The sequence below is a fragment of the Pseudomonas canadensis genome, assembly GCF_000503215.1.
GTDB lineage: Bacteria > Pseudomonadota > Gammaproteobacteria > Pseudomonadales > Pseudomonadaceae > Aquipseudomonas > Aquipseudomonas canadensis.
Genome location: NZ_AYTD01000013.1, coordinates 649,725 through 675,195, shown reverse-complemented (window position 1 = coordinate 675,195; position 25,471 = coordinate 649,725). Strand labels below are relative to the sequence as shown.

Below are 25,471 nucleotides of genomic sequence, written 5' to 3'. Positions count from 1 at the left end.
CCTGCGTTCGGCCAGCGTGTTTGACGGGGCGCCTGAGATCAAAAGCCAGATCAAGATCAAGAGCCAGAGCGGCTCGCTTCGCATCGTGGTTGGCGTTGGGTGTGACGCAGTTCAATATGTGAAGCGTCGGTCAGAGTCGAATGTCTTCAGGACCCTGTATCAGCGCTTCAATCCGCGTGCCGGTGGCGCGCTCTTCGTTGCTGAAGCCGTCGTAGTCGGCCAGGTTGCCGAAGCGCAGGCCGGTCAGGCGCTCTATCTGGATCACGCTGCGCTGGTAGGTCCTGAGCTGGCCGAACACCAGATCCAGTTGGCCCAGTTCGCGGCTCTGGTCGATCATGTAGGCACTCGCGCTAGGCTTGCCGTTGTCGCTGAGGTAGGCGACCACTTTCCAGAACGCCTTGGGGATCTGCACGCCTCGGTACACTCGGTCGTCGTCGGCGAACACCGGGCCGGTAAACACTGTGGCGCGGGCTTTCCAGCGTTGGGTGTTATCGAGGATGTAGTCTTCGAGCTCCAGCCAGGTCTTCTGGTTGAACCCGCTCATCTGCGGCGAGCAGTTGGTGAAATGGAAGGTGTCGAGGTTGGCGGTTTGCGCCTCGTCGCCCCAGTTGGGGTCTTGTCGGCGGACCAGGTGGCCGCGATCCAGGCCATTGCTGGCATACAGCGCTTCGCCCACCTGCGCATCGATGGGCAGGCGGCCGTCATACGCCCAGGTGTCGTTGCTGCGAATGATGTCGACGTGCTGACCACCATCGATGTTGACGCCCACATACAGCGCAAGCCGCTTGGCGCGTGACATCGTGATCGAGAAGTGCGTGTAGTCCAGGCGCTTCTGTGCATCTCCCGCCAAGGCCTCTTCAACCGTGGGCCAGGGCACCCCGAAGCTGCCGAGAAAGTCCTCGGCGTAGCCGCGTCGGTCCTTCAAGTCTCTGGCTGGGGTGACGCGTGGCGTCGCCGCCCGTGCCTCCAGCACTGTGGGGCTCAGTGCGATCAACGGGCGCAGGTCAGCGAGCCTGGGGCGGTATGAAAGGTCGATTTTGGTTTTACGTGCGGGCATCAGTCAGTCCTCCTTGGATAAACACGACTGCAACATAGGTTAATGACAATTGATGACACGCGTTAACCCCTGGGGGCTATCCTGAATCGATGACCCGGACGTTGTCACCTGCCAAATGGAGCCAGCCAATGTGTGTTCGTCAGCCGCATCGCAATCCGATTTTCTGCCTGATCCCGCCCTATATGCTCGACCAGATCGCGCGCAACGGTGATAAAGCGCAACGGGAGGTCGCCTTGCGCACCCGCGCCAAGGACACGACGTTCCGCTCGTTGCGCATGGTCGCCGAACCTGCCAAAGGACCGGCACACATGGCCCTGGCCATGGGGGCCGATAAGCGCCGCTCGATCTACAGCGCCGAGGGCACCGACAGCCTGCCGGGCACGCTGGTGCGTGGTGAGGGGCAACCCGCCAGCGGTGATGCCGCGGTGGACGAAGCCTACGAGGGCTTGGGCGCCACCTTCGATTTTTTCGACCAGGTCTTTGATCGCAACTCCATCGACGACGCCGGTATGGCGCTGGATGCCACGGTGCATTTTGGCCAGAACTACAACAATGCGTTCTGGAACTCGACCCAGATGGTGTTTGGCGATGGGGATGCGCAGTTGTTCAACCGCTTCACGGTGGCGCTTGACGTAATTGGCCATGAGTTGGCCCATGGCGTCACCGAGGACGAGGCCAAGCTGATGTATTTCAATCAGTCCGGAGCGTTGAACGAGTCACTGTCGGATGTGTTCGGCTCGCTCATCAAGCAATATGCCTTGAAGCAAAGCGCGGAAGACGCTGATTGGCTGATCGGCAAAGGGCTGTTCACCAAGAAGATCAAAGGCACCGCCCTGCGTTCGATGAAAGCCCCCGGCACCGCGTTTGACGACAAACTGCTGGGCAAGGACCCGCAGCCCGGGCACATGGATGATTTTGTGCAAACCTACGAGGATAACGGCGGGGTGCATATCAATTCCGGCATTCCCAACCATGCGTTCTACCAGGTGGCGACAGCGCTGGGCGGGTTTGCCTGGGAGCGCGCCGGGCGCATCTGGTATGACGCGCTGCGCGATGCGCGGCTGCGGCCCAACTCCGGCTTTCTGCGCTTTGCGCGTATCACTTACGATGTTGCGGGCCGACTCTACGGCGCAAACAAGGATGAACAGAAAGCGGTCAAGGACGGTTGGAAAGCGGTCGGCATTGCTGTCTGACGCGAGGAACAACCATGCAAATTTCAATCAAGGAAAATGGCGGGCCTGGGTTCTTTCCGGGCCTGGCCAAGCCACAGACGGTGGAACTGGACGCGCTGCCGGAGCAGGACCAGCAGGAGTTGCGGCGGCTTGTCGAGGCCTGCGACTTCTTTCAATTGCCGCAAAGCAATGCACCTGCCACCGGTAATCCGGGCCAGGTGCATTACACCCTGACGGTGAAGGAGGATCAGCGCGAGCACACGGTCTGCGTGCTGGCGCCGGTGAAGTCGCAGGCGCTGGACGGGCTGGTGCAGTGTGTGCGTCGGCATGTGCGCTGCTGATGTTCAGGTGGCAGCGTTAACCTTGCCTGCCAGAGACGCGCCCAGGCTGTAGAGCAACCCGCCCGCGACCACAAACAGCGCGAGCATATAGAACATGGTGTGGGCGGGGTGTGTCGCCAACACCATCCCGCACAGCACCGGGCCCAAGGCTGCGCCAACGTTGCCCAGGTTTTGCGCAGCGTAGTACATGCCCCGCAGGTGATCGGGGGCGATGATGTCGATGAACATGTACTCGGCAGGGAACACGATGATCTCTCCCAGCGTGAAGACCGCCATGGCTACCACCCAGAACATCAGCGAGGTGGACAAGCCGAACCCCGCCAGGCCGACGATGAACATGCCCAACCCACCTGCGAGCCACAGATTCAAGTGCTGATGGGTGATTCGCTTGCCGATCACGTACTGCAGGCTGATCACCATCAGCGCGTTGGTGGCCACCACGCTGCTGATTATCCGGTAGGCCATTTCGGGTGTCGTGGTGACGATCAGATATTGCGAGAGGTAAGCGGTGAATTGGCCGAACACCACGGCACTGAGTGCACCGCCCAGGGTAAAACACACCAGCCGATAATCACTGAGCAGCACTTTGCCGACCGCCAGGAATGGCGCGCCGGGCTGGCTTGTGTCCACGGGCATCGAGTGCTTGTCACCCCACACGGCGTAAACGATAAAAAAACCGGCGCCCAGCATCGCCGACGCCAGGAAGGGCAGGCTGATGGCGAGCGCGGCCAGTCCCGCACCGAGAAAAGGGCCGACGGCGTAGCCGATGTTGGTCAGGGTGTATTTGATCGAAAACGCTTCGCTGCGCGCATCGACGGGCAGTAGGCGGCCAAATCCTGATTTGACTGCGATATCAATGACGGCGTACGCCAGGTTGATCGCGACCAGGCAGGCGTAGAACACCCACAGGTCCCGCGCGGCAAACGCTCCCAGAAACCCGCAGGTGAACACCGCGCAACAGCCCAGGATCAAGCGGTAACCTGGCTGGCTGTCCACCAGGAAACCGCCGTACAGGCTCAATAATGAGCCGACGATCAGTGAACTGCCGATCACCAGGCCGATGTCGGCGACGCCCAATTGGAACTGGCTCGACAGGTAGATCACCAGATAGGGCAGGGTGATGGCCCTGGCGAGGGTCAACACCAGTGACGCACTCAGAAGCAGGTTGACGGTCAGGGGGTAGTTTTTCAGCGTGGTCAGCATCCGAGCCTCAGTGCCAGGTTCATCGGCCATAGCTTACTGTTGATTTGAATTCTGATTTAGGATGTTAATTACAAGTTTGGCTGACCTGAATTCACAAATGCGGGGCGTGCATGTTTTCTTCCGAACGCTTGAAAGGTATTGATGTGTTTGTGTGTGTCGCGGACTCCGGCAGCTTTACCGCCGCTGCCGAGAAAATGAGCCTGACTGCCTCGGCCATCAGCAAAAGCATCGCGCGGCTCGAAACGCGCCTGGGCGCTCGACTGTTCCTGCGCACAACGCGGCGCTTGTCCCTCACCGAGGCCGGTGTGGAGTTTTACCGTACCTGTACGGGGGTGCTGGCTGACCTGGAGGAGGCCGAGCTGTCGCTGCGCGCCGAGCAAAGCGAGCCGCGTGGACGTGTGCGCATTGATCTGCCCAATGTGTTTGGGCGCGTCCGGGTGTTGCCGGTGCTGCTGCCTTTGCTGAAGACTTTTCCGTCCTTGGTGCCGCACATTTCCTTCAGCGACGGGTTAGTGGACCCGTTCAAGGAGGGTGTGGATCTGGTGGTGCGTGTCGGTGGGGCGCAGGGCTGGCCAGACACGATCGAACAGCGTGTGCTCGCGCACGAATGGCATACGTTGTGTGCCTCGCCGGATTACTTGGCGAACCATGGCACCCCGACGTGCGAGCGTGAGCTTGAACGGCATCAGTGCCTCGCCTACGGCTGGGTGGACGGACGCGTCAGCCCCTGGAACTTCGCCGGTGAACAGGGCACTGCACGGCGCTGGCAGATGTCGCCGCACCTGGTGATTGGCAATGGCGATGGCTTGATGCAGGCCGCGTTGGCCGGTTGTGGGATCGTGCAACTGCCGTCGTGGGTCGTCCGGCCATCGCTGGAGGAAGGCAAGTTGGTTGAGGTGCTGCCGCAGCTGGCCACCGAGGGGGCTGCGATCAGGCTGGCCTGGGTAAGGAATCGCCAGGCGTTGCCCAAGGTCAGTGTGGTGCTGGAAGCCTTGGTGGCGGGGCTGGGAGGGCGATAGCCACAACCCGTGCCCGCACCACCCACGTGTGTTACTTGCGGTCCAGCCACACCGTCTGCGCGTTGCAGAACTCCCGCACGCCAAAGTGCGACAGCTCGCGGCCAAAACCACTCTTTTTCACGCCACCAAACGCCACCCGAGGGTCGGAAACGCTGAAGGCGTTGACGAAGATGCCGCCGGTTTCCAGCTGGTTGGCGATATCGCGCGCCTTGGCCGGGTCGGTGGTGAAGATGCTCGCGGTGAGGCCGAACTCGCTGTCATTCGCCAGGGCCACGGCGTGGTCGGCGTCGCGGGCGGTGATGATCGAAGCGACCGGGCCGAAGAGTTCCTGTTTGAACGAAGTCATCTGGTCGGTGACGTTACCCAGTACGGTCGGCTCGTAGTAATTACCGGCGCCGGGTACTTTATTGCCGCCCAGCAGCAGGGTCGCGCCTTCTTCCAGAGTGGCCTGGACCTGGCCATGCAACTCGTCGCGCAGGTCGAAGCGTGCCATCGGGCCGATGTAGGTGGTGGCTGACGTCGGGTCGCCCATCACCAAGGCACGGCTGGCTTCCAGGAATTTGGCGGTGAAGGCTTCCACTACGCCTTCCTCGATGATCAGGCGTTTGGCGGCGGCGCAGACTTGGCCGCTGTTCTGGAAACGACCGATCAGCGCGGCTTGCACGGCGGCGTCGAGGTCGGCGTCGTTGAGCACGATAAAGGGGTCGGAACCGCCCAGCTCCAGCACGCATTTTTTCAGCGCGGCACCGGCCTGGGAACCGATGGCGACGCCAGCACGCACGCTGCCGGTGAGGGTGACGGCGGCGATGCGCGGGTCGGCAATGGCTTTGGACACGCCCTCGTTGGTCACGTTGACCACTTCAAACAGGCCATCGGCGAAACCGGCCTTTTGGAACGCCAGCTGGATCAGATAGGCGCTGCCCATCACGTTCGGCGCATGTTTGAGCACGTAGGTGTTGCCGGCCAGCATCGTCGGCACGGCGCCGCGCAGCACTTGCCACACCGGGAAGTTCCACGGCATCACGGCGAAGATCGGGCCCAGCGGGCGGTATTCGATCTGCGCGCTGCCATTGTCTACCAGGGTCGGCTCAGGGGCGAGCATGGCCGGGCCGTGGGCGGCGTACCATTCGCTGAGTTGCGCGCATTTTTCGATTTCGGCACGGGCCTGGGCGATGGGTTTGCCCATTTCCAGGGTGATCATCTGCGCCATGTCTTCGGCTTGTTCGCGCAACGCGCTGGCCAGGCTCAGCAGCAACTCGGCGCGCTGGCTCACTGGCTGGCGGCGCCAGGCGCGGAAGGCGAGGGTGGAGCGGTCGAGGGCGGCGTCCAGTTGCTGCGCGGTTTCATACGGATAGCTGCCGACCGTTTCGCCGTTGGCCGGGTTGATCGAGAGGGCGTGGGTAGTCGCGTTCATGGCACCGTCCTGCTGAGTGAATTCAGTGGGGTTCAGCGTACGGGGGTATCTCTTTTCTGGAAACTGAATAATATTAAGCAATACGTTCACGATTGGAGAATGATTTGGACCTGGTGCAGCTGGAAATCTTCAAGGCCGTTGCCGAGCAAGGCAGCATCAGCGCCGCCGCGCAGTTGATTCATCGTGTGCCGTCGAACCTGACCACGCGCATCAAGCAACTGGAGCAGGACCTGGGCGTGGAATTGTTCATCCGCGAGAAAAGCCGCCTGCGCCTGTCCCCGGCCGGGTGGAATTTCCTTGGCTATGCGCGGCGCATTCTCGACCTGGTGCAGGAAGCCCGCGCGACCGTGGCGGGGGAGGAGCCCCAGGGCGCGTTTGCCCTTGGCTCGCTGGAAAGTACCGCAGCGGTGCGCATCCCGGCGCTGCTGGCGGCGTACAACCAGAAGCACACCAAGGTTGAGTTGGACCTGAGCACCGGCCCCTCGGGCACCATGATTGAAGGCGTGCTGTCGGGGCGGCTGACGGCGGCGTTTGTCGACGGACCGGTGCTGCATTCCACCCTGGAAGGCGTGGCGGTGTTTGAAGAGGAGATGGTGGTGATTGCGCCGCTGCACCACGCGCCGATCAAACGCGGCCAGGACGTGAATGGCGAAAATATCTACACCTTTCGCTCCAACTGTTCGTACCGGCATCACTTTGAGCGCTGGTTCTCACAGGACGGCGCGGTACCGGGCAAGATCTTCGAGATCGAGTCCTACCACGGCATGCTCGCCTGTGTCAGCGCCGGGGCGGGGCTGGCGCTTATGCCGCGCAGCATGCTCGACAGCATGCCGGGGTCGGCGGCGGTGAGCGTGTGGCCGCTGACGGACAACTTCCGGATCCTGCACACATGGCTGATCTGGCGGCGGGGGACGGTGTCGCAGAGTTTGAACAGTTTCGTGAAGTTGTTGGAGGCACGCAATCTGGTAGCGCAGTAATTCAAATGTGGGAGCTGGCTTGTTTGCGATGCTGGCACCTCGGTGTATGAGGCAAAACTGGTTGATGCTATCGCAGGCAAGCCAGCTCCCACATTTTGATCGTTTTCAGCCGCCAAATTGCAGGGTGCCCATCGCCAGCTTCGCCATCAGTGCGGTCGCACCCAATTGCACCAGCCACAGTGCCAGGCCGCCGAGGAACACACCCAGTGCCACTTGCAGCACCAGGCTCTTCTGGCGCTTGGGTTGCGGTGCGCGTGGGGCGTAGTCATGCAGTTCGTCGCGGTCGGCACGCAGGTCCAGGTCGTCGTTTCTCATAGGTTACTCATTGGGGTAATGTCGGAACACTCTGCCTGTAGGAGCCCGGCTTGCCGGCGATGAGGCCCATGGGGACGCCATCGCCGGCAAGCCGGGCTCCTACAGGATTCAGTCTAGGGGAGCAGGCGGTTTTCCGACAGGCATAAAAAAGGGAAGCCGTGGCTTCCCTTTCCGCAGCGCCGTCAGGTTTAGAGAACCTGAACAATTGCCTTTGTGACTGCATCAATGTTCGACTGGTTCAACGCCGCCACACAGATACGGCCAGTGTCGAGGGCGTAGATGCCGAATTCGCTGCGCAGGCGGGTAACTTGCTCAACGGTCAGGCCGGAGTAGGAGAACATCCCACGCTGGCGGCCAACGAAGCTGAAGTCGTGGCCCGGAGCAGCCTTGGCCAGCTCGGCCACCATCTGCTCGCGCATGCCACGGATGCGCAGGCGCATTTCGGCCAGTTCGGCTTCCCACTGGGCGCGCAGTTCAGGGTTGTTCAGTACCGCTGCAACGATCGCCGCGCCGTGGGTCGGCGGGTTGGAGTAGTTGGTGCGGATCACGCGTTTGACCTGGGACAGGATGCGCGCGCTTTCTTCCTTGGAGTCGCCGACGATGGACAGTGCGCCCACACGCTCGCCGTACAGGGAGAACGACTTGGAGAACGAGCTGGACACAAAGAAGGTCAGGCCCGACTCAGCGAACAGGCGCACGGCGGCGGCGTCTTCGTGGATGCCGTCGCCAAAGCCCTGGTATGCCATGTCGAGGAACGGCACCAGGTTCTTGGCCTTGATCACGTCCAGCACGTTCTGCCAGTCGGTCGGGGTCAGGTCGACGCCGGTCGGGTTGTGGCAGCAGGCGTGCAGCACCACGATGGACTGGGGTGGCAGGGCGTTGAGGTCTTCGAGCAGGCCGGCACGGTTCACGTCGTGGGTGGCGGCGTCGTAGTAGCGGTAGTTCTGCACCGGGAAACCGGCGGTTTCGAACAGGGCGCGGTGGTTTTCCCAGCTCGGGTCGCTGATGGCCACGACGGCGTTTGGCAGCAACTGCTTGAGGAAGTCAGCACCCAGCTTCAGCGCGCCAGTGCCGCCTACCGCTTGCACGGTGGTAACGCGGCCAGCGTTCAGCAGCGGCGATTCTGCGCCGAACAGCAGGGTTTGCACGGCCTTGTCGTAGGCCGCGATGCCGTCGATTGGCAAGTAGCCACGGGCGGCGTGTTGCGCCACGCGAATGGCTTCCGCTTCGGCAACGGCACGCAAGAGTGGAATCTTCCCCTCCTCGTTGCAGTAAACGCCCACGCCAAGGTTGACCTTGGTGGTTCGTGTATCGGCGTTGAATGCTTCGTTGAGGCCCAGGATTGGATCGCGTGGTGCCATTTCGACAGCGGAGAACAGGCTCATTTTTGCGGCAGCTCTATGGGGGGTAGGAGGGACGTGTCGCGCTCCAGCCGAATGCACTAGAGCGGTGCACAAACGGGGAGTTAGTATAGAGACCATCACCGCCTGAGGCGACAGCCGAAACGGCTTTTCGGCCAAGTTTTTCGGTTTATTTGCTGACCGTTAGTCTTATTGCAACATTGATCGGTCAGGGCGCGTAGGGCGATTGCCTTGAAACCCGTCACATTCGCCACCACTTCTATGTCTATCATGGTTTTTTCCTACTATCCGCTCTGATTCTTCGCGGGTGGCGGTCTATTTCGTCCTCGACGGGTTTACAGTCCGGGGGTGACTACACGAGGTACGTTATGTCGGATTTCCAACTCGTCACCCGCTTTGAACCCGCTGGCGATCAGCCGGAAGCCATTCGCCAGATGGTCGAGGGCATTGAGGCCGGCTTGGCGCACCAGACGCTGCTCGGGGTGACCGGCTCGGGCAAGACCTTCAGCATTGCCAACGTGATCGCGCAGATCAACCGACCGACGCTGGTATTGGCGCCGAACAAGACCCTGGCCGCGCAGCTGTACGGCGAGTTCAAGGCGTTCTTCCCGAACAACGCGGTGGAGTACTTCGTTTCCTACTACGACTACTACCAGCCCGAAGCCTACGTGCCATCCTCCGATACCTTTATCGAGAAGGATGCGTCGATCAACGACCACATCGAGCAGATGCGGCTGTCGGCGACCAAGGCCTTGCTGGAGCGTAAGGACGCGATCATCGTCACTACCGTGTCGTGCATCTACGGCCTGGGCAGCCCGGAAACCTATCTGAAGATGGTGCTGCACGTCGATCGGGGCGACAAACTCGACCAGCGCGAACTGCTGCGTCGCTTGGCCAGCCTGCAATACACGCGCAATGACATGGACTTTGCCCGCGCTACGTTCCGCGTGCGCGGCGATGTGATCGACATTTACCCGGCGGAATCCGACCTGGAAGCGATCCGTATCGAGCTGTTCGACGATGAAGTCGAGAGCCTGTCGGCCTTCGACCCATTGACCGGCGAGGTGATCCGCAAGCTGCCACGCTTCACCTTCTATCCGAAAAGCCACTACGTGACCCCGCGTGAAACCCTGATGGGTGCCATCGAAGGGATCAAGGTCGAGTTGGCCGAGCGTCTGGAGTACCTGCGCTCCAACAACAAACTGGTGGAAGCCCAGCGCCTGGAGCAACGTACCCGTTTCGACCTGGAGATGATCCTGGAGCTGGGTTACTGCAACGGTATCGAAAACTACTCACGCTACTTGTCGGGCCGTGAATCCGGTGCGCCGCCGCCGACGCTTTATGATTACCTGCCCCCTGATGCGCTGCTGGTGATCGACGAGTCCCACGTCAGCGTGCCGCAAGTGGGCGCAATGTATAAGGGCGACCGTTCGCGTAAAGAAACCCTGGTGGAGTACGGTTTCCGCCTGCCGTCGGCCCTGGATAACCGGCCGATGCGCTTTGATGAGTGGGAAGCCATCAGCCCGCAGACCATCTTTGTGTCCGCCACGCCGGGTAATTATGAGGCCGAGCATGCTGGCCGCGTGATCGAGCAACTGGTGCGGCCGACCGGTCTGGTTGACCCGGAAATCGAAATCCGCCCGGCGCTGACCCAGGTCGACGACTTGCTCTCGGAAATCACCAAGCGTGTGGCTCTGGAGGAGCGGGTTTTGGTCACCACGCTGACCAAGCGCATGTCCGAAGACTTGACCGACTACCTGGCCGACCACGGCGTGCGCGTGCGCTACCTGCACTCGGATATCGACACCGTGGAGCGTGTGGAGATCATCCGTGACTTGCGCCTGGGCACCTTTGATGTGCTGGTGGGGATCAACCTGCTGCGCGAAGGCCTGGACATGCCGGAAGTGTCGCTGGTGGCGATCCTCGATGCGGACAAGGAGGGCTTCCTGCGCTCCGAGCGTTCGCTGATCCAGACCATTGGCCGTGCGGCGCGCAACCTCAATGGCCGGGCGATTCTTTACGCAGACCGCATCACCGGCTCCATGGAGCGTGCGATTGGCGAGACTCAGCGCCGTCGCGACAAGCAGATCGCGTTCAACCTGGAAAATGGCATCACCCCGAAAGGCGTGTTCAAGGACGTTGCCGACATCATGGAAGGCGCCACCGTGCCGGGCTCGCGTAGCAAGAAGCGTAAGGGCATGGCCAAGGCCGCCGAGGAAAGCGCCAAGTACGAAAACGAACTGCGCTCGCCGAGCGAGATCACCAAGCGTATCCGCCAGCTGGAAGAGAAGATGTACCAGTTGGCGCGGGACCTGGAGTTTGAGGCAGCGGCGCAGACGCGGGATGAGATTGGCAAGTTGCGCGAGCGGTTGCTGGCTGTTTGATCTTGCAGGGGCGGTGATGGCCTCTTCGCGAGCACCTCGGTCTGCCAGAACCCCCCGTGCTGGTGTTACCATTCGCCCCTTGTTTCAATTTTCAGTTATATCGCCCATTCGAGACCTGCCATGACCACCGTCCGCACGCGCATCGCGCCATCGCCTACTGGGGATCCCCACGTCGGCACTGCTTACATCGCCTTGTTCAACTACTGCTTTGCCAAGCAGCACGGCGGTGAATTCATCCTGCGGATCGAAGACACCGACCAACTGCGCTCCACCCGTGAGTCGGAACAGCAGATTTTCGATGCCCTGCGCTGGCTGGGCATTACCTGGGCCGAAGGCCCGGATGTCGGCGGCCCGCACGGCCCGTACCGCCAGAGCGAGCGCAGCGACATTTACAAGCAGTACACCCAGCAACTGGTCGACATGGGCCATGCGTTCCCGTGCTTCTGCACCGCGGAAGAACTGGACCAGATGCGCGCCGAGCAACAGGCCCGTGGCGAAACCCCGCGCTACGATGGCCGCGCGTTGCTGCTGTCGAAAGAAGAAGTGGCCCAGCGCCTGGCTGCTGGCGAGCCTCACGTGATCCGCATGAAGGTGCCGAGTGAAGGCGTGTGCGTGGTGCCGGACATGCTGCGCGGTGACGTCGAGATTCCGTGGGACCGCATGGACATGCAGGTGCTGATGAAGACCGACGGCCTGCCGACGTACTTCCTGGCCAACGTGGTCGACGACCACCTGATGGGCATCACCCACGTGCTGCGCGGCGAAGAATGGCTGCCGTCGGCGCCGAAGTTGGTCCTGCTCTACGAGTACTTCGGCTGGGAACAACCGCAGCTGTGCTACATGCCGCTGCTGCGTAACCCGGACAAGAGCAAGCTGTCCAAGCGCAAGAACCCGACCTCGGTGACCTTCTACGAGCGTATGGGCTTCATGCCGGAAGCGATGCTCAACTACCTGGGTCGCATGGGCTGGTCGATGCCGGATGAGCGCGAGAAGTTCTCGCTGCAGGAAATGGTCGATAACTTCGACCTGTCCCGCGTGTCGCTCGGCGGACCGATCTTCGATATCGAGAAGCTGTCGTGGCTCAACGGCCAGTGGCTGCGTGACCTGCCGGTGGAAGAATTCGCCAGCCGCGTGCAGCAGTGGGCGTTGAACCCTGAATACATGATGAAGATCGCGCCGCTGGTGCAGGGTAGGGTGGAGACGTTCAGCCAGGTCGCGCCGTTGGCCAGCTTCTTCTTTGCCGGGGGCGTGAATCCGGACCCTAAGCTGTTCGAGTCCAAGAAACTCTCGGGTGACCAGGTTCGCCAATTGATGCAGTTGATCCTGTGGAAGCTGGAAAGCCTGCGACAGTGGGAGAAGGATGCGATTACCGCGACGATCCAGGCGGTGGTGGAATCCCTGGAATTGAAACTGCGCGATGCCATGCCGCTGATGTTTGCTGCGATCACCGGGCAGGCCAGTTCGGTGTCGGTGCTCGATGCGATGGAAATTCTCGGCCCGGACCTGACGCGTTTCCGTCTGCGCCAAGCCCTTGATTTGCTTGGTGGTGTGTCGAAGAAAGAAAACAAAGAGTGGGAAAAGCTGCTGGGCGCTATCGCTTAAGCACGCGGTTGAAACGGCGAAACCCCGGTTTTCCGGGGTTTCGACGGTAAGTGATTGTTATCCCGGCAAAAAATTTTGGAAAATGTTGAAAATAAATTTGACACACTTCCAAAGCGCCATTAAGATTCGCCCCGTCCTCACCGATGAGGGGCTATAGCTCAGCTGGGAGAGCGCTTGCATGGCATGCAAGAGGTCAACGGTTCGATCCCGTTTAGCTCCACCAATTTACAGGTTCAAGGTCTGGCCACACCGTCCTTGAATCGATCAGTTCTCAGCGCTGATCAGTTGTACAGAAGGTTTTGTCCCCTTCGTCTAGTGGCCTAGGACACCGCCCTTTCACGGCGGTAACAGGGGTTCGAGTCCCCTAGGGGACGCCATTTTCAACAAGCAGTTCGCAAGGTCTGCTGCGTCGAAAGACGAAAAATTTGGGGCTATAGCTCAGCTGGGAGAGCGCTTGCATGGCATGCAAGAGGTCAACGGTTCGATCCCGTTTAGCTCCACCAATTTACAGTTCCAAGGTTCCGGCCACACCGTCCTTGGATCGATCAGTCTCAGCCTGATCAGTGTACAGAAGGTTTGTGTCCCCTTCGTCTAGTGGCCTAGGACACCGCCCTTTCACGGCGGTAACAGGGGTTCGAGTCCCCTAGGGGACGCCACGATTACCCGCTCTGCGGGATTTTTAGGGGTCATTCAATTATTGAATGGCCCTTTTGTTTGTCTGGCGTTTGGCCAAATCTTTCTTCCATCCCATTCTTCTCTTCTGACCAGCGGTCATGCCTGTGGCTTGTGAAATATTATTATGGTAATAATATTCAACCCATGAACATCGGAGGCAATGATGAGCGATAAAAAAGCGCAAACCCGCGAACGCATTCTGCAGGCCGCCAGCGCCGCGTTGATACAGCGCGGTCCGGCCGAACCGAGTGTGGGTGAAGTCATGGGCGCGGCGGGGCTGACCGTCGGTGGTTTTTACGCGCATTTCGAAAGCAAGGACGCACTGATGCTGGAGGCCTTCACCCAGTTGCTGGCCAAGCGTCGTGCGTCGATTGATGACATGGACGCCCAGTTGACCGGAGAGGAGCGCAGAAGTCTGGTGGCGGCGTTCTACCTGTCGCGCAAGCACCGTGACTCAACCGCCCAGGCCTGCCCGATTCCGGCGACTGTCGGCGAGATGAGCCGCCTGCCGGATGAGTTCCGCCAAGCGCTGAACGAACACTGCGAGCTGATGGCCGCGCAACTCGCCGCCAGTCCTGAAGACACCGATAAAGCCCTGGCCGACATGGCACTGATGATCGGTGGCCTGGCCTTGGCCCGTGCCTTGGGGCCGGGTGAGTTGTCTGACCGTGTGCTGCGCGCCGCCAAGTCGGCCGTGCGCTAGAAGAGGGCTGTCACGATGGGCACGTTAACCTGGATCCGTCGCTTCAACGGCACCCTGGGGCATCTGGCGCCGCAAACGGTGGCCAACAAGATGCGCCGTGCCTTCATGACGCCCCGCGACCTGCCGCCGCGTGATTGGGAGCTGCCGCTGCTGGCGCAATCGGAGCGCATCACCTTGCGTTTTGGCTTGTCCGCCTTGCGCTGGGGCCAAGGGCCGGCAGTGTTGCTGATGCACGGTTGGGAAGGGCGGCCGACTCAATTTGCCAGCCTGATCACGGCATTGGTCGATAACGGTTACTCAGTGATTGCGCTGGACGGTCCCGCCCATGGCCGTTCGCCAGGGCGTGAAGCCCATGTGCTGCTGTTCGCCCGTGCCATGCTCGAAGCGGCAGCCGAGTTGCCGCCACTGCACGCGGTGATTGGCCATTCCATGGGCGGCGCCAGTGCGATGCTGGCGGTGCAGTTGGGTTTGCGGACCGAGGCGTTGGTAAGCATCGCTGCGCCGTCTCGCTTCCTGGATGTGCTGCGCGGCTTCACCAAGATGGTCGGTTTGCCGGCGCGGGCGCGCTCAGCCTTCATCCAGGAAGTCGAGCAAACGTTCGGCATGCCGCTCAAGCACTTGGATGTGGCCCACTACCAGATGAATATCCCTGGCCTGATCGTGCATGCCGAAGACGATGCTTTCGTCCCGGTCAAGGCCTCTCAGGCCATTCACGAAGCCTGGTTCGACAGCCGCCTGTTGCGCCTGGAGCAGGGTGGGCATCAGAAAGTGCTGGCCGACCCTCGCGTAATCGACGCTGTGCTGGCGTTGCTCGCCGGCCGTCGTCTACAGGCGCGGCAAACCGCCTGATACACTGCCCCGGTTAAGTTAATCGACTGGGAGCAAGGCATGGGCTGGGATTTGGCAACGCCGTTTATCATCGATCTGCAGGTCGCCCCTGAAGACATCGACGGCCTGGGGCACGCCAACAACGCGGTGTACGTGTCCTGGCTGGAGCGCTGTGCCTGGCGCCATTCCCAGCGCTTGGGCCTGGACCTGACCGAATACCGCCGCCTGGACCGCGCCATGGCGGTGGTGCGCCATGAGATCGACTACCTGGCCGCCGGCTACGAGGGCGATGAACTGCAACTGGCCACCTGGATCGTCGACTGGGACCAGCGCCTGAAGATGACCCGGCGGTTTCAGCTGGTCCGCCCGCGTGATGGCACCACCCTGCTGCGTGCGCAAACCACCTTTGTCTGCATCGAACTCTCCACCGGCAAGCCCAAGCGTATGCCCGCTGAGTTTCTCGACGGTTATGGCCCCGCCCTGACAGGGGGTTAACGGTTGCTGTGGGAAACCCAGTAAACTGCGCCACGATTTTTGTTGAGTGTTTTCCATGCAAATTGCTTTGGCGCCCATGGAGGGGTTGGTCGACAACATCCTGCGGGACGTGCTGACCCGTGTCGGCGGTATTGACTGGTGCGTGACCGAGTTCATCCGCGTCAACGACCGCCTGCTCACCCCCGCGTATTTCCACAAGCTCGCCCCGGAACTGCTGCACGGCGCCCACACCGCTGCCGGCGTGCCGCTGCGCGTGCAATTGCTCGGCTCCGACCCGGTGTGCCTGGCGGAAAATGCGGCATTGGCCTGTGAACTCGGCTCGCAGGTCATCGACCTGAACTTCGGCTGCCCGGCCAAGACCGTCAACAAGTCCCGTGGCGGTGCGGTGCTGCTCAAAGAGCCCGAGCTGCTCAACCAGATCGTCGAACACGTGCGCCGCGCCGTGCCGGCCCACATTCCGGTCACCGCCAAGATGCGCCTGGGCTTCGACAGTCCGGATGGCGCCCTGGTCTGTGCTACGGCGCTGGCCGAGGGGGGCGCGGCGCATATCGTGGTACATGCGCGCACCAAGACCGATGGCTACAAGCCGCCCGCCCACTGGGAGTGGATCCCGCGCGTACAGGATGTGGTCAAGGTGCCAGTCTTCGCCAATGGCGATATTTGGAGCGTTGAAGACTGGAAGCGCTGTCGCGAAGTGAGTGGCGCCGAAGACATCATGCTGGGCCGTGGCCTGGTCGCGCGTCCGGACCTGGCGCGGCAGATCGCTGCCGCGCGGGCGGGCGAGGAAGTCGTCGAGATGACCTGGGCAGACATGCAGCCCATGCTTCAGGATTTCTGGACTCAATCGGTGGCGCAATTGACCGAGCGCCAGGCGCCGGGGCGTTTGAAGCAATGGCTGGCGATGCTCACCCGCAATTATCCAGAGGCGGTGGAGTTGTTTACGCTGATGCGCAGGGAAACCGACCTGGAGCAGGTCGGGCGTTTGCTGGGCATGCCCGCACAGCGTGAACAGCCGGCTGCATTGCAAGATTAGGTTTACATATATAGGTGTTTCATCTATTGCTGCAAGGGGCGCCGAAAGGTGCCTTTTTTTTGTCTGAGAAATGCGTTTGGCGTCACCAGGCACTACCTGGCCAGCCTGATGTGTTTATTTGTTTTGGGTGTTTTATTTGTGGTGTTGCGAGATATGTGCAAGGGCGTATTAATATCTACCTCGATTGATACCAATCTTTAATTTTTAATGTTCTAGGGGGCTTGCGTGCGCGCTGACTAACATGCTTTTTATTTTTTATATAGCTTTGTTGTTTTCTTTAAGTTGCTTTGTTCGTGGGGTGTTTCTTTACGTTTCCACTCTTGCGGGGGTGTGAGGCGCGTACAGCCTGAATTTTCCTGCGGATGTCCACAGGCAAACGTCTCTGGTGGTCATTTGGTTTCTTTATATAAGTCTCGATTGTTCGGAACTCATCTGCGTTACGCCCCACGAATCTTGCGAGTTTGTTGAGCTCACTGTTGTTCCACACTTAATGTCAATAATTGTCTCTCTCCTGCCAGTGCGGGGAGTGGGCGCAGTTTTAGGAATAAAAACATGTCTAATGTCTCGAACAAGCAATTCCTTCCGATGAATACACATTATGCACAGCTTAATCAGCCTTCCGTGCAAGCTGATAAGTCGCTCGAATTGTCTCCGTCTATGGACAGTATGAATAAGTTTCTTAAGGACAGTGGTCCGGCACCAAAAGAAAACAGTGGGCCGATGAATAAGGAGTCCCTGGAAAAGTTGTTTACCATGTTTGAGTTCATGGTCAAGGCGATGCGTAGCATGCTCGCGGGAATGGGGGTGTTACCCCGCCAGCCCGGTGAACTTGATGCCCAGCCTCAAGTGAAGCCTGGTTTGGATACCAAGACGACCGTGCTGCCTGGCACCGATGCCAAGGTCATTCCGGATGCGAAGGCGGAGCAGAAGGTTGCGCCGGGGGCGGATACCAAGACGACCGTGCTGCCTGGCACCGATGCCAAGGTCATTCCGGATGCGAAGGCGGAGCAGAAGGTTGCGCCGGGGGCGGATACCAAGAAGACCGTGCTGCCTGGCACCGATGCCAAGGTCGTTCCGGATGCGAAGGCGGAGCACAAGGTTGCTCCCGAAGCGGATACCAAGACACTGGTGAAGCCGGGCTCGGAGGTTAAGGTCATGCCCGATGGTCGTACCCAGATGACCACGTCGCCTGACGGCAAGCTCGATGCCCAGCCGGCAAGGCCTTCTCTCATCCCTGAGGATTATAAGAACAAGCTGTCGTCTGATGTGAACGTGACGGTGCAGGTCCAGAACTGCCATTGCCCGCATACAGGTGAGAAAGTTACGCCACAACCGCCAGTGACGCCGGGGCTTGATACGAAGCCATCGCCACAACCGCCACTAATGCCGGCGCTTGATAAGCAGCCATCGCCACAACTGCCAGTGTCGCCGGGCCTTGATACGAACCCGTCGCCACAGCCTCCGGTCACCCCATCCATTCCAGATCTTACTTGCCCTGCACCTGATGACTTGGTTGATGATTTCAGCTGCCATTCCCAAACGCGTTTCGACAACCATCGAGCTAACAGGCCCAGCCTCCGCTCACGTTTTTGAGCCCGTTATCTTGATGGGTCAAACATAAACGCTGGCTCCCTGGTCGTGACGGCCAGGGGGCACTCAATGAGAGTTAAGCCATGGTATCGATAAGCCATAACCGTGTTGCACCGCCAACTATTGAACCTTACCGGGCACCAGACCTTTCAGTTCGTGCATCGCTTGATTCTGCACGAAGAGAAAACATTCGGACTGCAACACCTGTTCCTCCCTCAGAGGTGAAGTCCGATAGTTTCAGTGATAACGCGGGCACTTCCGCCTTATTCAACCTGTTGAGAGAACTGTTCAAGCAGTTTTTCACCCAATTGCAAAGCCTCCTGCGTGGCGACGTGCGTCCGGTTGAGCCAAAAAACAATGATGTACCTGTACCGCCGCGACCTGTGCCACCCACTCCCGATACGAAACCCACCGATAAACAAGGCGGACCTATTCCCGAGCTTTCCAATAAACCTAAAGGTTCAAAGCCCACTAATGTCTTCAGCGGTTTTCGTCAGGGCATGAATGGTAACTGCGTAACGATCTCCGCAATCAAGGCGGCGATGGAAAAGTTTGGCCAAAGCCCTAAGGATATTTACAAGTCTGTCGAGAAAACCGCCGATGGATTTAAGGTCGTGATGCGTGATGACGTGACTGTAAAACTCAGTAAGGCGGAGCTGGAAAGTGCCATTCGCGGCTCGAACTTCGTTGGGGGAACTGATCTCGAAATGCTCAAGGATGCGCACTTCCTGTTTGCATGTTCTGCCAAGCGAGCGCAAAACGAGAATAACGACGGGTGGGCAGGTAAAAATTTTGAAGCCGCCATAAGAAGCCTTAACGAAGGTGAGGATGAGTGTGGGCCGGGGGAGGGCTTCATGCGGCTGGGGCTAAAGGATCATATGAAGCGCGTATCGGCACGTGATTTCGCTGATAAATCTTTGATTGGCATGGTCAATCGGAGCGGGCACTCAGTGGCTGTCGTGGATGGGCATGAAGAGCTCTATGGGCGCAAAGGCGGCCGGCCTACACACGGCCAAGCCATCGCGTTGATCTGACGACAACATATGATCTGGCACGAACTCGTCCAACTTATTAGTAAAAGAGTTAACGATATGAGTACGTTTGCAATTGGATCTTTCGCGCGCTCAAATCCCATGGCAGCGCAGTTGTCGAGCCACGCTGAAATCTCTCGCATTCCAGCATTCGATGCGCCGGAGCGGGGTTTCGGCGAGCATTTCAACGCGAGCTCGCACAGCGCGGTCATCAAGTTGATGATGCTCACGTTTGGCCCAAGTCCTACCGACTTCTTCAACGAAGTAAGGGACAGTGGCGATGGTTATGACGTGTCCATGAAAGATGGTTACACGCTGCATATTTCCAAACAGGAGCTGCAGCAGGCGGCGTCTGCGTCGCGTTTTACCGGCACTCGCAACGATGCAATGAGCAGCGCCCATTTTGCGTTGGCCGTGTTTATCAAACGTAAACAATTAGACCGTGGTACCGCTGCTGATCGACCTGGGTTTGAGTCGGTCTTGAGCAAATCTTTGCAGGGTGAAACGACGCTTAACATGCTCAAAGGCATGGGGTTGTCCGGCCATCTCCAGTACCGCCCCCCTGCCACAGTTATCTCGGAAGGGCTGGCGGGGGTTGCAGACAGCTATGACTTGGGGGCGTCGTTAATTCACGCCGGCAAGGCGCATCAATTTGGTCGGGAGCGTTCACCCGATCGAAGCTATGTGTACACGTTGATGAGCGACAGTGCGCCAAAGCCCCGCAGTCCCCTAGCCCCCAAACCGCCGACGGTCGTCCCCGAGGATGAACTCCTGGATAAAGGTGTCCGCCCCGAGGTTGCCGAGGTGTTGCAGGGAGTCAAGGCGACCTCGCGAAATCGCGGTGAAGTATCCGACTTGAGCAGCCATGCCGCCGTCATCCAGATGATGATGCTCAGGTTTGGCCGGTCGCCCTCCGATATGTTTGAAAAAGTCGAGGCCACGGAGAATGGGTCCATCGTCACTATGAAAGATGGTTTTAAAGTGAGGTTGTCAAAACAGGAGCTGCAGCGCACTACCGAGGCCTCCCGGTTTACCGGTGCTGACGCGCAGATGATCGCCGACGCCAATTTCATGCTGGCAGCCTTCGCCAAGCGCAAGCAAGTTGAAAAGAATGGAGAGTTTGATGCGGCGTTGTCGAGCACCTTGCGCGGAGAACCCATTTACAGAGTCTTGAAGGGCATGGGCTTGATTGGCTTTCTACGGATTGTGTCACCCGATAAGTTGCGTGAGCCAAACAGCGTCGGTGTCACCGATCCCTCTAACTTTTCGGGCGCGTTGGTAGTGGGTGGCATCAAACACAGCGACGGCAAGAAAGAGGCCACCGCTAAAGACTATGGCTACCAGTTGGCTGCGGACTTACCCGTCAACCACTGCGGTAGGCCTGCGCAGTTCCCGGCTGCACCTGTCGGCGTCAAGCCCGACAATATCTGGAGCGGTTTCTATCAAGGTGTTGAGGGTAACTGCGTCACGGTGTCGGCCATCAAGGCAGCGATGATGAAGTACGGGCAAAACCCTCTGGGGATCTTCAAGCGTGTCACCGAAACGCTCGAAGGTTTCACCCTCACCATGCGTGATGGTTGCACGGTGAGTCTCACTCATGCCGAGTTGGAAAGGGCGCGAGCGGCCGCCAACTTTCATGGTGAGGATAAAGGCCTGGTTGACGATGCTGTCTTTCTCTACGCGGCGAGCGCCAAGCGTGCCCAACTGGAAAATCACGAATTTCGCGCGGGCGCCGGTTTCGACGCCGCCCTGAAAACGCTGAACGACGGTGAGGTTCCGGGCGATGCGTTACGCCGCCTCGGCCTGTACGCCTTTACCCGCTCCAGTAGCGTGCAGGAGCTGGCATCAGGCGTGCCAGGCACCTTGGCGAACTTCGGGCATTCGGTGGTCGTGGTTGAGGGGGCCATTGATGAATATGGCATCAAGCGCAAGTTGCCAGGTTCGCCCTGGATGCAACAGGGCGGTCACGCCTTGAAACTGGTTTAACCCCGGCCATCTCCCGCGAGCAAACGCTCCCGGAATCCGATCATAGGCAGCGGTCGACTGTGCAAATACCCTTGGTACAAATGGCAACCCAGGCCCTGCAGGAAGGCCAGTTGGTCCTGGGTTTCCACGCCTTCGGCAATCACCTCCAGGTTCAGGCTACGGGCCATGGCGACAATGGCGCGGATGATCTCGGCGTCGTTGGGATCATGGGTGGCGTCACGCACGAAGGATTGATCAATCTTCAGCGCATCCACCGGCAGGCGTTTGAGGTAGGTCAGTGATGAGTACCCGGTGCCGAAGTCATCCATCGCAAAGCTCACGCCGAGTTTTTTCAGGCGGCGCATTTTGCTGATGGTGTCGTCCAGGTTCTGGATCACGATGCCCTCGGTGATTTCCAGTTTCAACAGGCTGAATGGCAATTCGTGCTGCTTGAGGCTGCGCTCCACCCGCTCCACGAAGTCGTTCTGGCGGAACTGCCGAGGGCTGATGTTCACGCACAGGCTGAAATTCAGCGGGTCGACCAGGCCTTCCCCGATCAACTGTTGGAAGGCCGCACAGGCTTCATCCAGGATCCAAGTGCCGACTTCAAGGATCAGGCCGCTGTCCTCCAGCACCTTGATGAATTCGGAAGGCGACTGCGCCCCCAGTTGCGGATGCTGCCAGCGCACCAGGGCCTCGGCGCCGACGATGCGGTTGCCGCGTGCATCCACCTGCGGTTGGTAATGCACACTGAACTCGCCACGCGACAGGGCCAGGCGCAGGTCGGTCTCCATACGCAGGCGTTCGCTGGCGGTTTTCTGCATGCTGTTGTGGAACATCTGCGTGGTGTTGCGCCCGGAATCCTTGGCGCGGTACAGGGCGATATCGGCCCGCTTGAGCAAGTCCGCCGGCGTGGTGCCGTGGTCGGGAATCAGCGCCACGCCAATACTGGGCGTGACCTGCAGGCGATGGCCATCCAAGAACATCGGCTCCGAAAGCAGCTCGCGCAAGGTGTCAGCCAGTTCCTGTACCTGATTGCTGACTTCCAGGCGGGTGCCATCCAGGCCGCTGAGCAGCACCACGAACTCATCGCCACCCAGGCGCGCCACCGTGTCTTCCATGCGTACGCTGGCTTCCAGGCGTGCGGTGACGATCTTCAGCACCGTGTCGCCGACAGGATGGCCGAGGGAGTCGTTGATGTGCTTGAAGTGGTCGAGGTCGAGGAACAGCAGCGCGCCGCGCAGGTTATGCCGCTTGAGCAGCGCGATCTGCTGGCTCAGGCGGTCCATCAACAAGGCGCGGTTGGGCAGGTTGGTCAGTGGGTCGTGGTAGGCCAGGTGACGGATCTGCGCCTGGGCGTTTTTCAGCAGGCTCACGTCCCGTGCGGTCAGCAGCAGGCAGGGGGTTTCGTTGAGGGTGATGGGTTCAACCGAGACTTCTACCGCCAGTAACTCACCGCGTTTGTTGTGCCAGAGCATTTCCAGGTGATGGATGCGGCCCTTGATCTGCAATTCGGCCAGTAGCGCGGCACGCTGGTTCTCGTCGGCCCAGATGCCGATCTGGTAAAGGGTCAGGCCGATGGCTTCCTCGGCGCGATAGCCGGTCAGGCGGCAGAAGCCGTCGTTGACCTCCACATAGCGGCCAGTGTCGCGCTCGGTGATGGAAATCGCGTCAGGGCTGGAATGGAAGGCCTTGGCGAATTTCTCTTCGCTGGCCTTGAGCGCGGCTTCCGAGCGTTGTTGCTGAGTGATGTCACGCAAGGTGGTGACGATACACGGCTGGTCCCCCACTTTGATCAGCCTGCTGGAAATCACGCAGGTCAGTGCCTGACCATTCTTGTGATGCACCACGATCGCCACATTGCTCAGCGCCTGCTCGCGGATCACTCGCTCGATTCGCTGCAGGCGCTTGCTGGATTCGTCCCACAGGCCGATCTGCTCGGCACTTTTGTCGATTACCTCGGCGGCCGTCCAGCCAAAAGTCTGGGTAAATGCGGGGTTGATCTCGATAAACGCGCCGCTGTCCAGGCTGGTGACGCAGATCGGATCGGGGCTGGCCTGGAACAGGCTGGCGAATTTCTCTTCGGAGGCGGTCAGGCGTTGTTCGCGTTCGACCTGGTCGGTGATGTCGAGCAAGGTGCCGGCCATGCGCAGCGGCGCGCCGTGTTCATCGCGGTACAGGCGCGCGCGGCTTTCGAGGTAGCGTGAGCTGCCGTCTTCCATGGGCACGCGGTAAGTCAGTTGGTAGTTGCCGGCCGGGCCCTCACGCAGAGTGCGGTAGGCGTTGCGCATGCTCTCGCGCTCGTCATCGGGCATGCCTTCGAAGAAGGCGTCGAAGGATTCATGGAAGGGTTCCGGCGGCAGGCCGTGCAATTGGGCGGCGCGGGCCGAGCCATAGAGCATGCCGGTGGGGATGTGCCAGTCCCAGGTACCCAGTTGCGCTGAATCCAGAGCCAGGTCGAGGCGTTCCTGACTGTCCTTGAGGGCTTGCTCGGCGTTTTTGCGCTCGGTGGTGTCCAGAAACGTGCTGATCAGGTAGGCCTCGCCCTCCAGCTCGACCTTTTGCGCGCTTAGGGTGCCGTCGTGGATCTGGCCGTTGCTGGCGCAAAACTGCACCTCCATGGTGATGGGCTCGCCCTTGCGCTGCGTAGCCTTCACCAACTGCGCACGTTGCTCCGGGTGACGCCACAGACCCAGGTCCAGGGTGGTGCGGCCGATGGCGTCGGCGAGCGGCCAGCCGAACAGCATTTCGAAGTATTGGTTGGCTTCGCTGATCAGCCCGTCGGCCTGGCGGGTCAGCAGGACCATGTTCGGGCACAGGTGGAACAACGTGGCGAAGCGTTTTTCGGAGTGACTGAGGGCGTACTCCCGTTCGCGCTGGCGGGTGGTCTCGCGGATCACCCCGATCATGCGGCGCCGGCCCGCCTTGTCGGGTGCCAGGCTGCCATTGATCTCCAGCCAGTGGTGAGTGCCGTCCGGCCACTGGATGTGGTGATGCATGGCCTGTTCGAACGGCTCGCCCGCCAGTACGGCATGAAAGGCCCGCACCACACGGGCGCGATCCTCTGGCGCGAGCAGGTCGAGGTAATCCAGATCCTTGGGCAGCGGCTGGCGCGGATCAAAACCGAACAGTGCCTGGGTGCCGCGCGACCAGCTTATTCTGCCGGTGTCGATCTCCCAACTCCACGCACCCAGCCGGGCAGCATTGAGCGCTGCCAGCAATTGCGGAGCATTGTCCCAGCTTTGTTCCGCCGCTTGAGGATCAAGGGCGTAGATGCGGGGCAAGGGTGGCACGGAATCGACGGGGTTGCGCATTATCAAAGGGCCTTGGCTCAATGGGCGTAAGGCGCGGTTCAGTTCAGACCTTGAGGCCGCACAGTTTCATGCCGGGGTCCCTGGCAGATCGACTTGTGCATCCAATAGGCTCATGAAAGCCCGCGCAGCATTCGACAGCGTCCTTTCGGTGTGCACGATATAGCCTAGCTGGCGACTGAGCTGTATGCCCGGCAAAGCGATACTTGCCACCTGATCATCGAGCATGGTGCGCGGCAACACGCTCCAGGCCAGGCCGATGGACACCATCATCTTGATAGTTTCCAGGTAGTTAGTGCTCATCGCGATGTTCGGCGTGAGGCCCTGGGCCTCGAACAACCGGCTGACGATATGGTGGGTAAAGGTGTTGCCACCGGGGAAAACCGCCGGGTGGCCGGCAATATCGGCCAGGCTGATGCGTCCGTTGCTGATCAGGCTGTGCTCCGGCGCCACCACGAAATCCAGCGGGTCGTCCCAGACTGGGGTGGCGCGCACCAGGTTGTGAGGATCGGGCGCCAGCGTGATCACCGCCACTTCGGCGCGGCCATGGAGGATTTCTTCGTAGGCCACTTCCGAATCGAGGAACTGAATATCCAGCGCCACATTCGGGTATTCCCGGGTAAAAGTGCGCAGCACCGGCGGCAAGCGATGCAGGCCGATGTGGTGGCTGGTGGCCAGGGTCAGGCGGCCGCTGACTTCGCCGGTCAGGTTGGTCAGGGCGCGACGCGTGTCGTCCAGCACGTTGAGAATCTGATAAGCGCGGGGCAGCAAGGCCCGTCCAGCCTCGGTCAGACCGACTTCCCGACCCAGGCGATCGAACAAGCGCACCTTCAATTGTTGCTCCAGGCCGGCAATACGCTTGCTGATGGCCGGTTGGGTCAGGTGCAGGCGTTCACCCGCGCCGGAGAAGCTGCCGGTCTCGGCGATGGCAATAAAGGCGTTGAGGTTGGCCAGGTCCATTGTGGTATTCCAGTTGGTAATCCAAAGCATAAAAA

20 protein-coding genes and 4 tRNA genes are annotated in these 25,471 nt (G+C 60.1%); 17 read left to right on the top strand and 7 right to left on the bottom strand.

The annotated features are described in order from the left end of the window. Window positions 1-130: 130 nt before the first annotated feature. On the bottom strand, window positions 131-1,057 hold the full coding sequence (locus U367_RS0112015) for a DNA/RNA non-specific endonuclease (protein ID WP_028617140.1): 927 nt from the start codon (window positions 1,055-1,057) through the stop codon (window positions 131-133). A 128-nt stretch (window positions 1,058-1,185) separates the two neighbouring features. On the opposite strand from U367_RS0112015, the gene U367_RS0112010 reads away from it, so the two are divergent. Together U367_RS0112010 and U367_RS0112005 are read left to right on the top strand one after the other, a co-directional pair. After that, window positions 1,186-2,250 (top strand): M4 family metallopeptidase, encoded by a 1,065-nt coding sequence (locus tag U367_RS0112010; RefSeq protein ID WP_028617139.1) that lies wholly within the window; start codon window positions 1,186-1,188, stop codon window positions 2,248-2,250. 14 nt (window positions 2,251-2,264) lie between these two features. After that, a complete protein-coding gene (locus tag U367_RS0112005) occupies window positions 2,265-2,570 on the top strand; it encodes a protealysin inhibitor emfourin (protein WP_028617138.1) in 306 nt (101 codons plus the stop codon). Window positions 2,571-2,573: 3 nt separating this feature from the next. Here the strand turns inward: U367_RS0112005 and U367_RS0112000 are convergent, their stop codons facing one another. Further along, entirely contained in the window at window positions 2,574-3,773 is a 1,200-nt protein-coding gene (locus U367_RS0112000) for an MFS transporter (protein WP_028617137.1), read from the bottom strand. A 110-nt stretch (window positions 3,774-3,883) separates the two neighbouring features. Between U367_RS0112000 and U367_RS0111995 the strand changes: the two genes are divergently transcribed. Further along, a complete protein-coding gene (locus U367_RS0111995) occupies window positions 3,884-4,792 on the top strand; it encodes a LysR family transcriptional regulator (protein ID WP_028617136.1) in 909 nt (302 codons plus the stop codon). Between the two features lie 31 nt (window positions 4,793-4,823). Here the strand turns inward: U367_RS0111995 and U367_RS0111990 are convergent, their stop codons facing one another. Further along, window positions 4,824-6,206, bottom strand: coding sequence for an aldehyde dehydrogenase family protein (locus tag U367_RS0111990; protein ID WP_028617135.1), 1,383 nt, complete (start codon window positions 6,204-6,206; stop codon window positions 4,824-4,826). A 104-nt stretch (window positions 6,207-6,310) separates the two neighbouring features. Between U367_RS0111990 and ptrR the strand changes: the two genes are divergently transcribed. After that, complete coding sequence (gene ptrR, locus U367_RS0111985; RefSeq protein ID WP_028617134.1) at window positions 6,311-7,183, top strand: putrescine utilization regulator PtrR; 873 nt, start codon at window positions 6,311-6,313, stop codon at window positions 7,181-7,183. A 105-nt stretch (window positions 7,184-7,288) separates the two neighbouring features. Here the strand turns inward: ptrR and U367_RS0111980 are convergent, their stop codons facing one another. Together U367_RS0111980 and U367_RS0111975 are read right to left on the bottom strand one after the other, a co-directional pair. Beyond that, window positions 7,289-7,498, bottom strand: a complete 210-nt coding sequence (locus U367_RS0111980) for a hypothetical protein (protein ID WP_028617133.1) — start codon at window positions 7,496-7,498, stop codon at window positions 7,289-7,291. 188 nt (window positions 7,499-7,686) lie between these two features. Next, on the bottom strand, window positions 7,687-8,883 hold the full coding sequence (locus U367_RS0111975; protein WP_028617132.1) for an amino acid aminotransferase: 1,197 nt from the start codon (window positions 8,881-8,883) through the stop codon (window positions 7,687-7,689). Between the two features lie 344 nt (window positions 8,884-9,227). Here U367_RS0111975 and uvrB point away from each other — a divergent pair, with 344 nt between their 5' ends. The 13 genes from uvrB (at window position 9,228) to U367_RS0111910 (ending at window position 21,186) form a co-directional block, all read left to right on the top strand. Beyond that, window positions 9,228-11,243: an excinuclease ABC subunit UvrB gene (gene uvrB, locus U367_RS0111970; protein WP_028617131.1), complete on the top strand. Its 2,016-nt coding sequence runs from the start codon at window positions 9,228-9,230 to the stop codon at window positions 11,241-11,243. A 120-nt stretch (window positions 11,244-11,363) separates the two neighbouring features. Next, the gene (gltX, locus tag U367_RS0111965; protein ID WP_028617130.1) at window positions 11,364-12,845 is read left to right on the top strand and encodes a glutamate--tRNA ligase; all 1,482 of its coding nucleotides are present in this window, start codon (window positions 11,364-11,366) and stop codon (window positions 12,843-12,845) included. A 147-nt stretch (window positions 12,846-12,992) separates the two neighbouring features. Beyond that, window positions 12,993-13,068, top strand: a tRNA-Ala gene (locus U367_RS0111960). A gap of 78 nt (window positions 13,069-13,146) precedes the next feature. Continuing rightward, window positions 13,147-13,222, top strand: a tRNA-Glu gene (locus U367_RS0111955). Window positions 13,223-13,272: 50 nt separating this feature from the next. After that, window positions 13,273-13,348 (top strand) — tRNA-Ala (locus tag U367_RS0111950). Window positions 13,349-13,425: 77 nt separating this feature from the next. Beyond that, window positions 13,426-13,501: transfer RNA gene (locus U367_RS0111945), tRNA-Glu, on the top strand. Between the two features lie 182 nt (window positions 13,502-13,683). Further along, window positions 13,684-14,223, top strand: a complete 540-nt coding sequence (locus U367_RS0111940) for a TetR/AcrR family transcriptional regulator (RefSeq protein WP_010209050.1) — start codon at window positions 13,684-13,686, stop codon at window positions 14,221-14,223. A 15-nt stretch (window positions 14,224-14,238) separates the two neighbouring features. Continuing rightward, entirely contained in the window at window positions 14,239-15,072 is an 834-nt protein-coding gene (locus U367_RS0111935) for an alpha/beta hydrolase (protein WP_028617129.1), read from the top strand. A 39-nt stretch (window positions 15,073-15,111) separates the two neighbouring features. Next, the gene (locus tag U367_RS0111930) at window positions 15,112-15,546 is read left to right on the top strand and encodes an acyl-CoA thioesterase (protein ID WP_028617128.1); all 435 of its coding nucleotides are present in this window, start codon (window positions 15,112-15,114) and stop codon (window positions 15,544-15,546) included. 55 nt (window positions 15,547-15,601) lie between these two features. Further along, window positions 15,602-16,579: a tRNA dihydrouridine synthase gene (locus U367_RS0111925; RefSeq protein ID WP_028617127.1), complete on the top strand. Its 978-nt coding sequence runs from the start codon at window positions 15,602-15,604 to the stop codon at window positions 16,577-16,579. A 552-nt stretch (window positions 16,580-17,131) separates the two neighbouring features. After that, the gene (locus U367_RS0111920; protein ID WP_028617126.1) at window positions 17,132-18,172 is read left to right on the top strand and encodes a hypothetical protein; all 1,041 of its coding nucleotides are present in this window, start codon (window positions 17,132-17,134) and stop codon (window positions 18,170-18,172) included. Window positions 18,173-18,252: 80 nt separating this feature from the next. Then, window positions 18,253-19,203, top strand: a complete 951-nt coding sequence (locus tag U367_RS0111915; protein WP_268964266.1) for a hypothetical protein — start codon at window positions 18,253-18,255, stop codon at window positions 19,201-19,203. A 57-nt stretch (window positions 19,204-19,260) separates the two neighbouring features. Continuing rightward, window positions 19,261-21,186 (top strand): hypothetical protein, encoded by a 1,926-nt coding sequence (locus U367_RS0111910; RefSeq protein WP_028617124.1) that lies wholly within the window; start codon window positions 19,261-19,263, stop codon window positions 21,184-21,186. On the opposite strand, the gene U367_RS0111905 is transcribed toward U367_RS0111910, so the two are convergent. Both U367_RS0111905 and U367_RS0111900 read right to left on the bottom strand, forming a co-directional pair. Continuing rightward, a complete protein-coding gene (locus U367_RS0111905; RefSeq protein WP_028617123.1) occupies window positions 21,183-24,479 on the bottom strand; it encodes an EAL domain-containing protein in 3,297 nt (1,098 codons plus the stop codon). The genes U367_RS0111910 and U367_RS0111905 overlap by 4 nt on opposite strands. A 66-nt stretch (window positions 24,480-24,545) precedes the next feature. Beyond that, complete coding sequence (locus U367_RS0111900; RefSeq protein WP_028617122.1) at window positions 24,546-25,436, bottom strand: LysR family transcriptional regulator; 891 nt, start codon at window positions 25,434-25,436, stop codon at window positions 24,546-24,548. Between the last annotated feature and the right edge of the window lie 35 nt (window positions 25,437-25,471).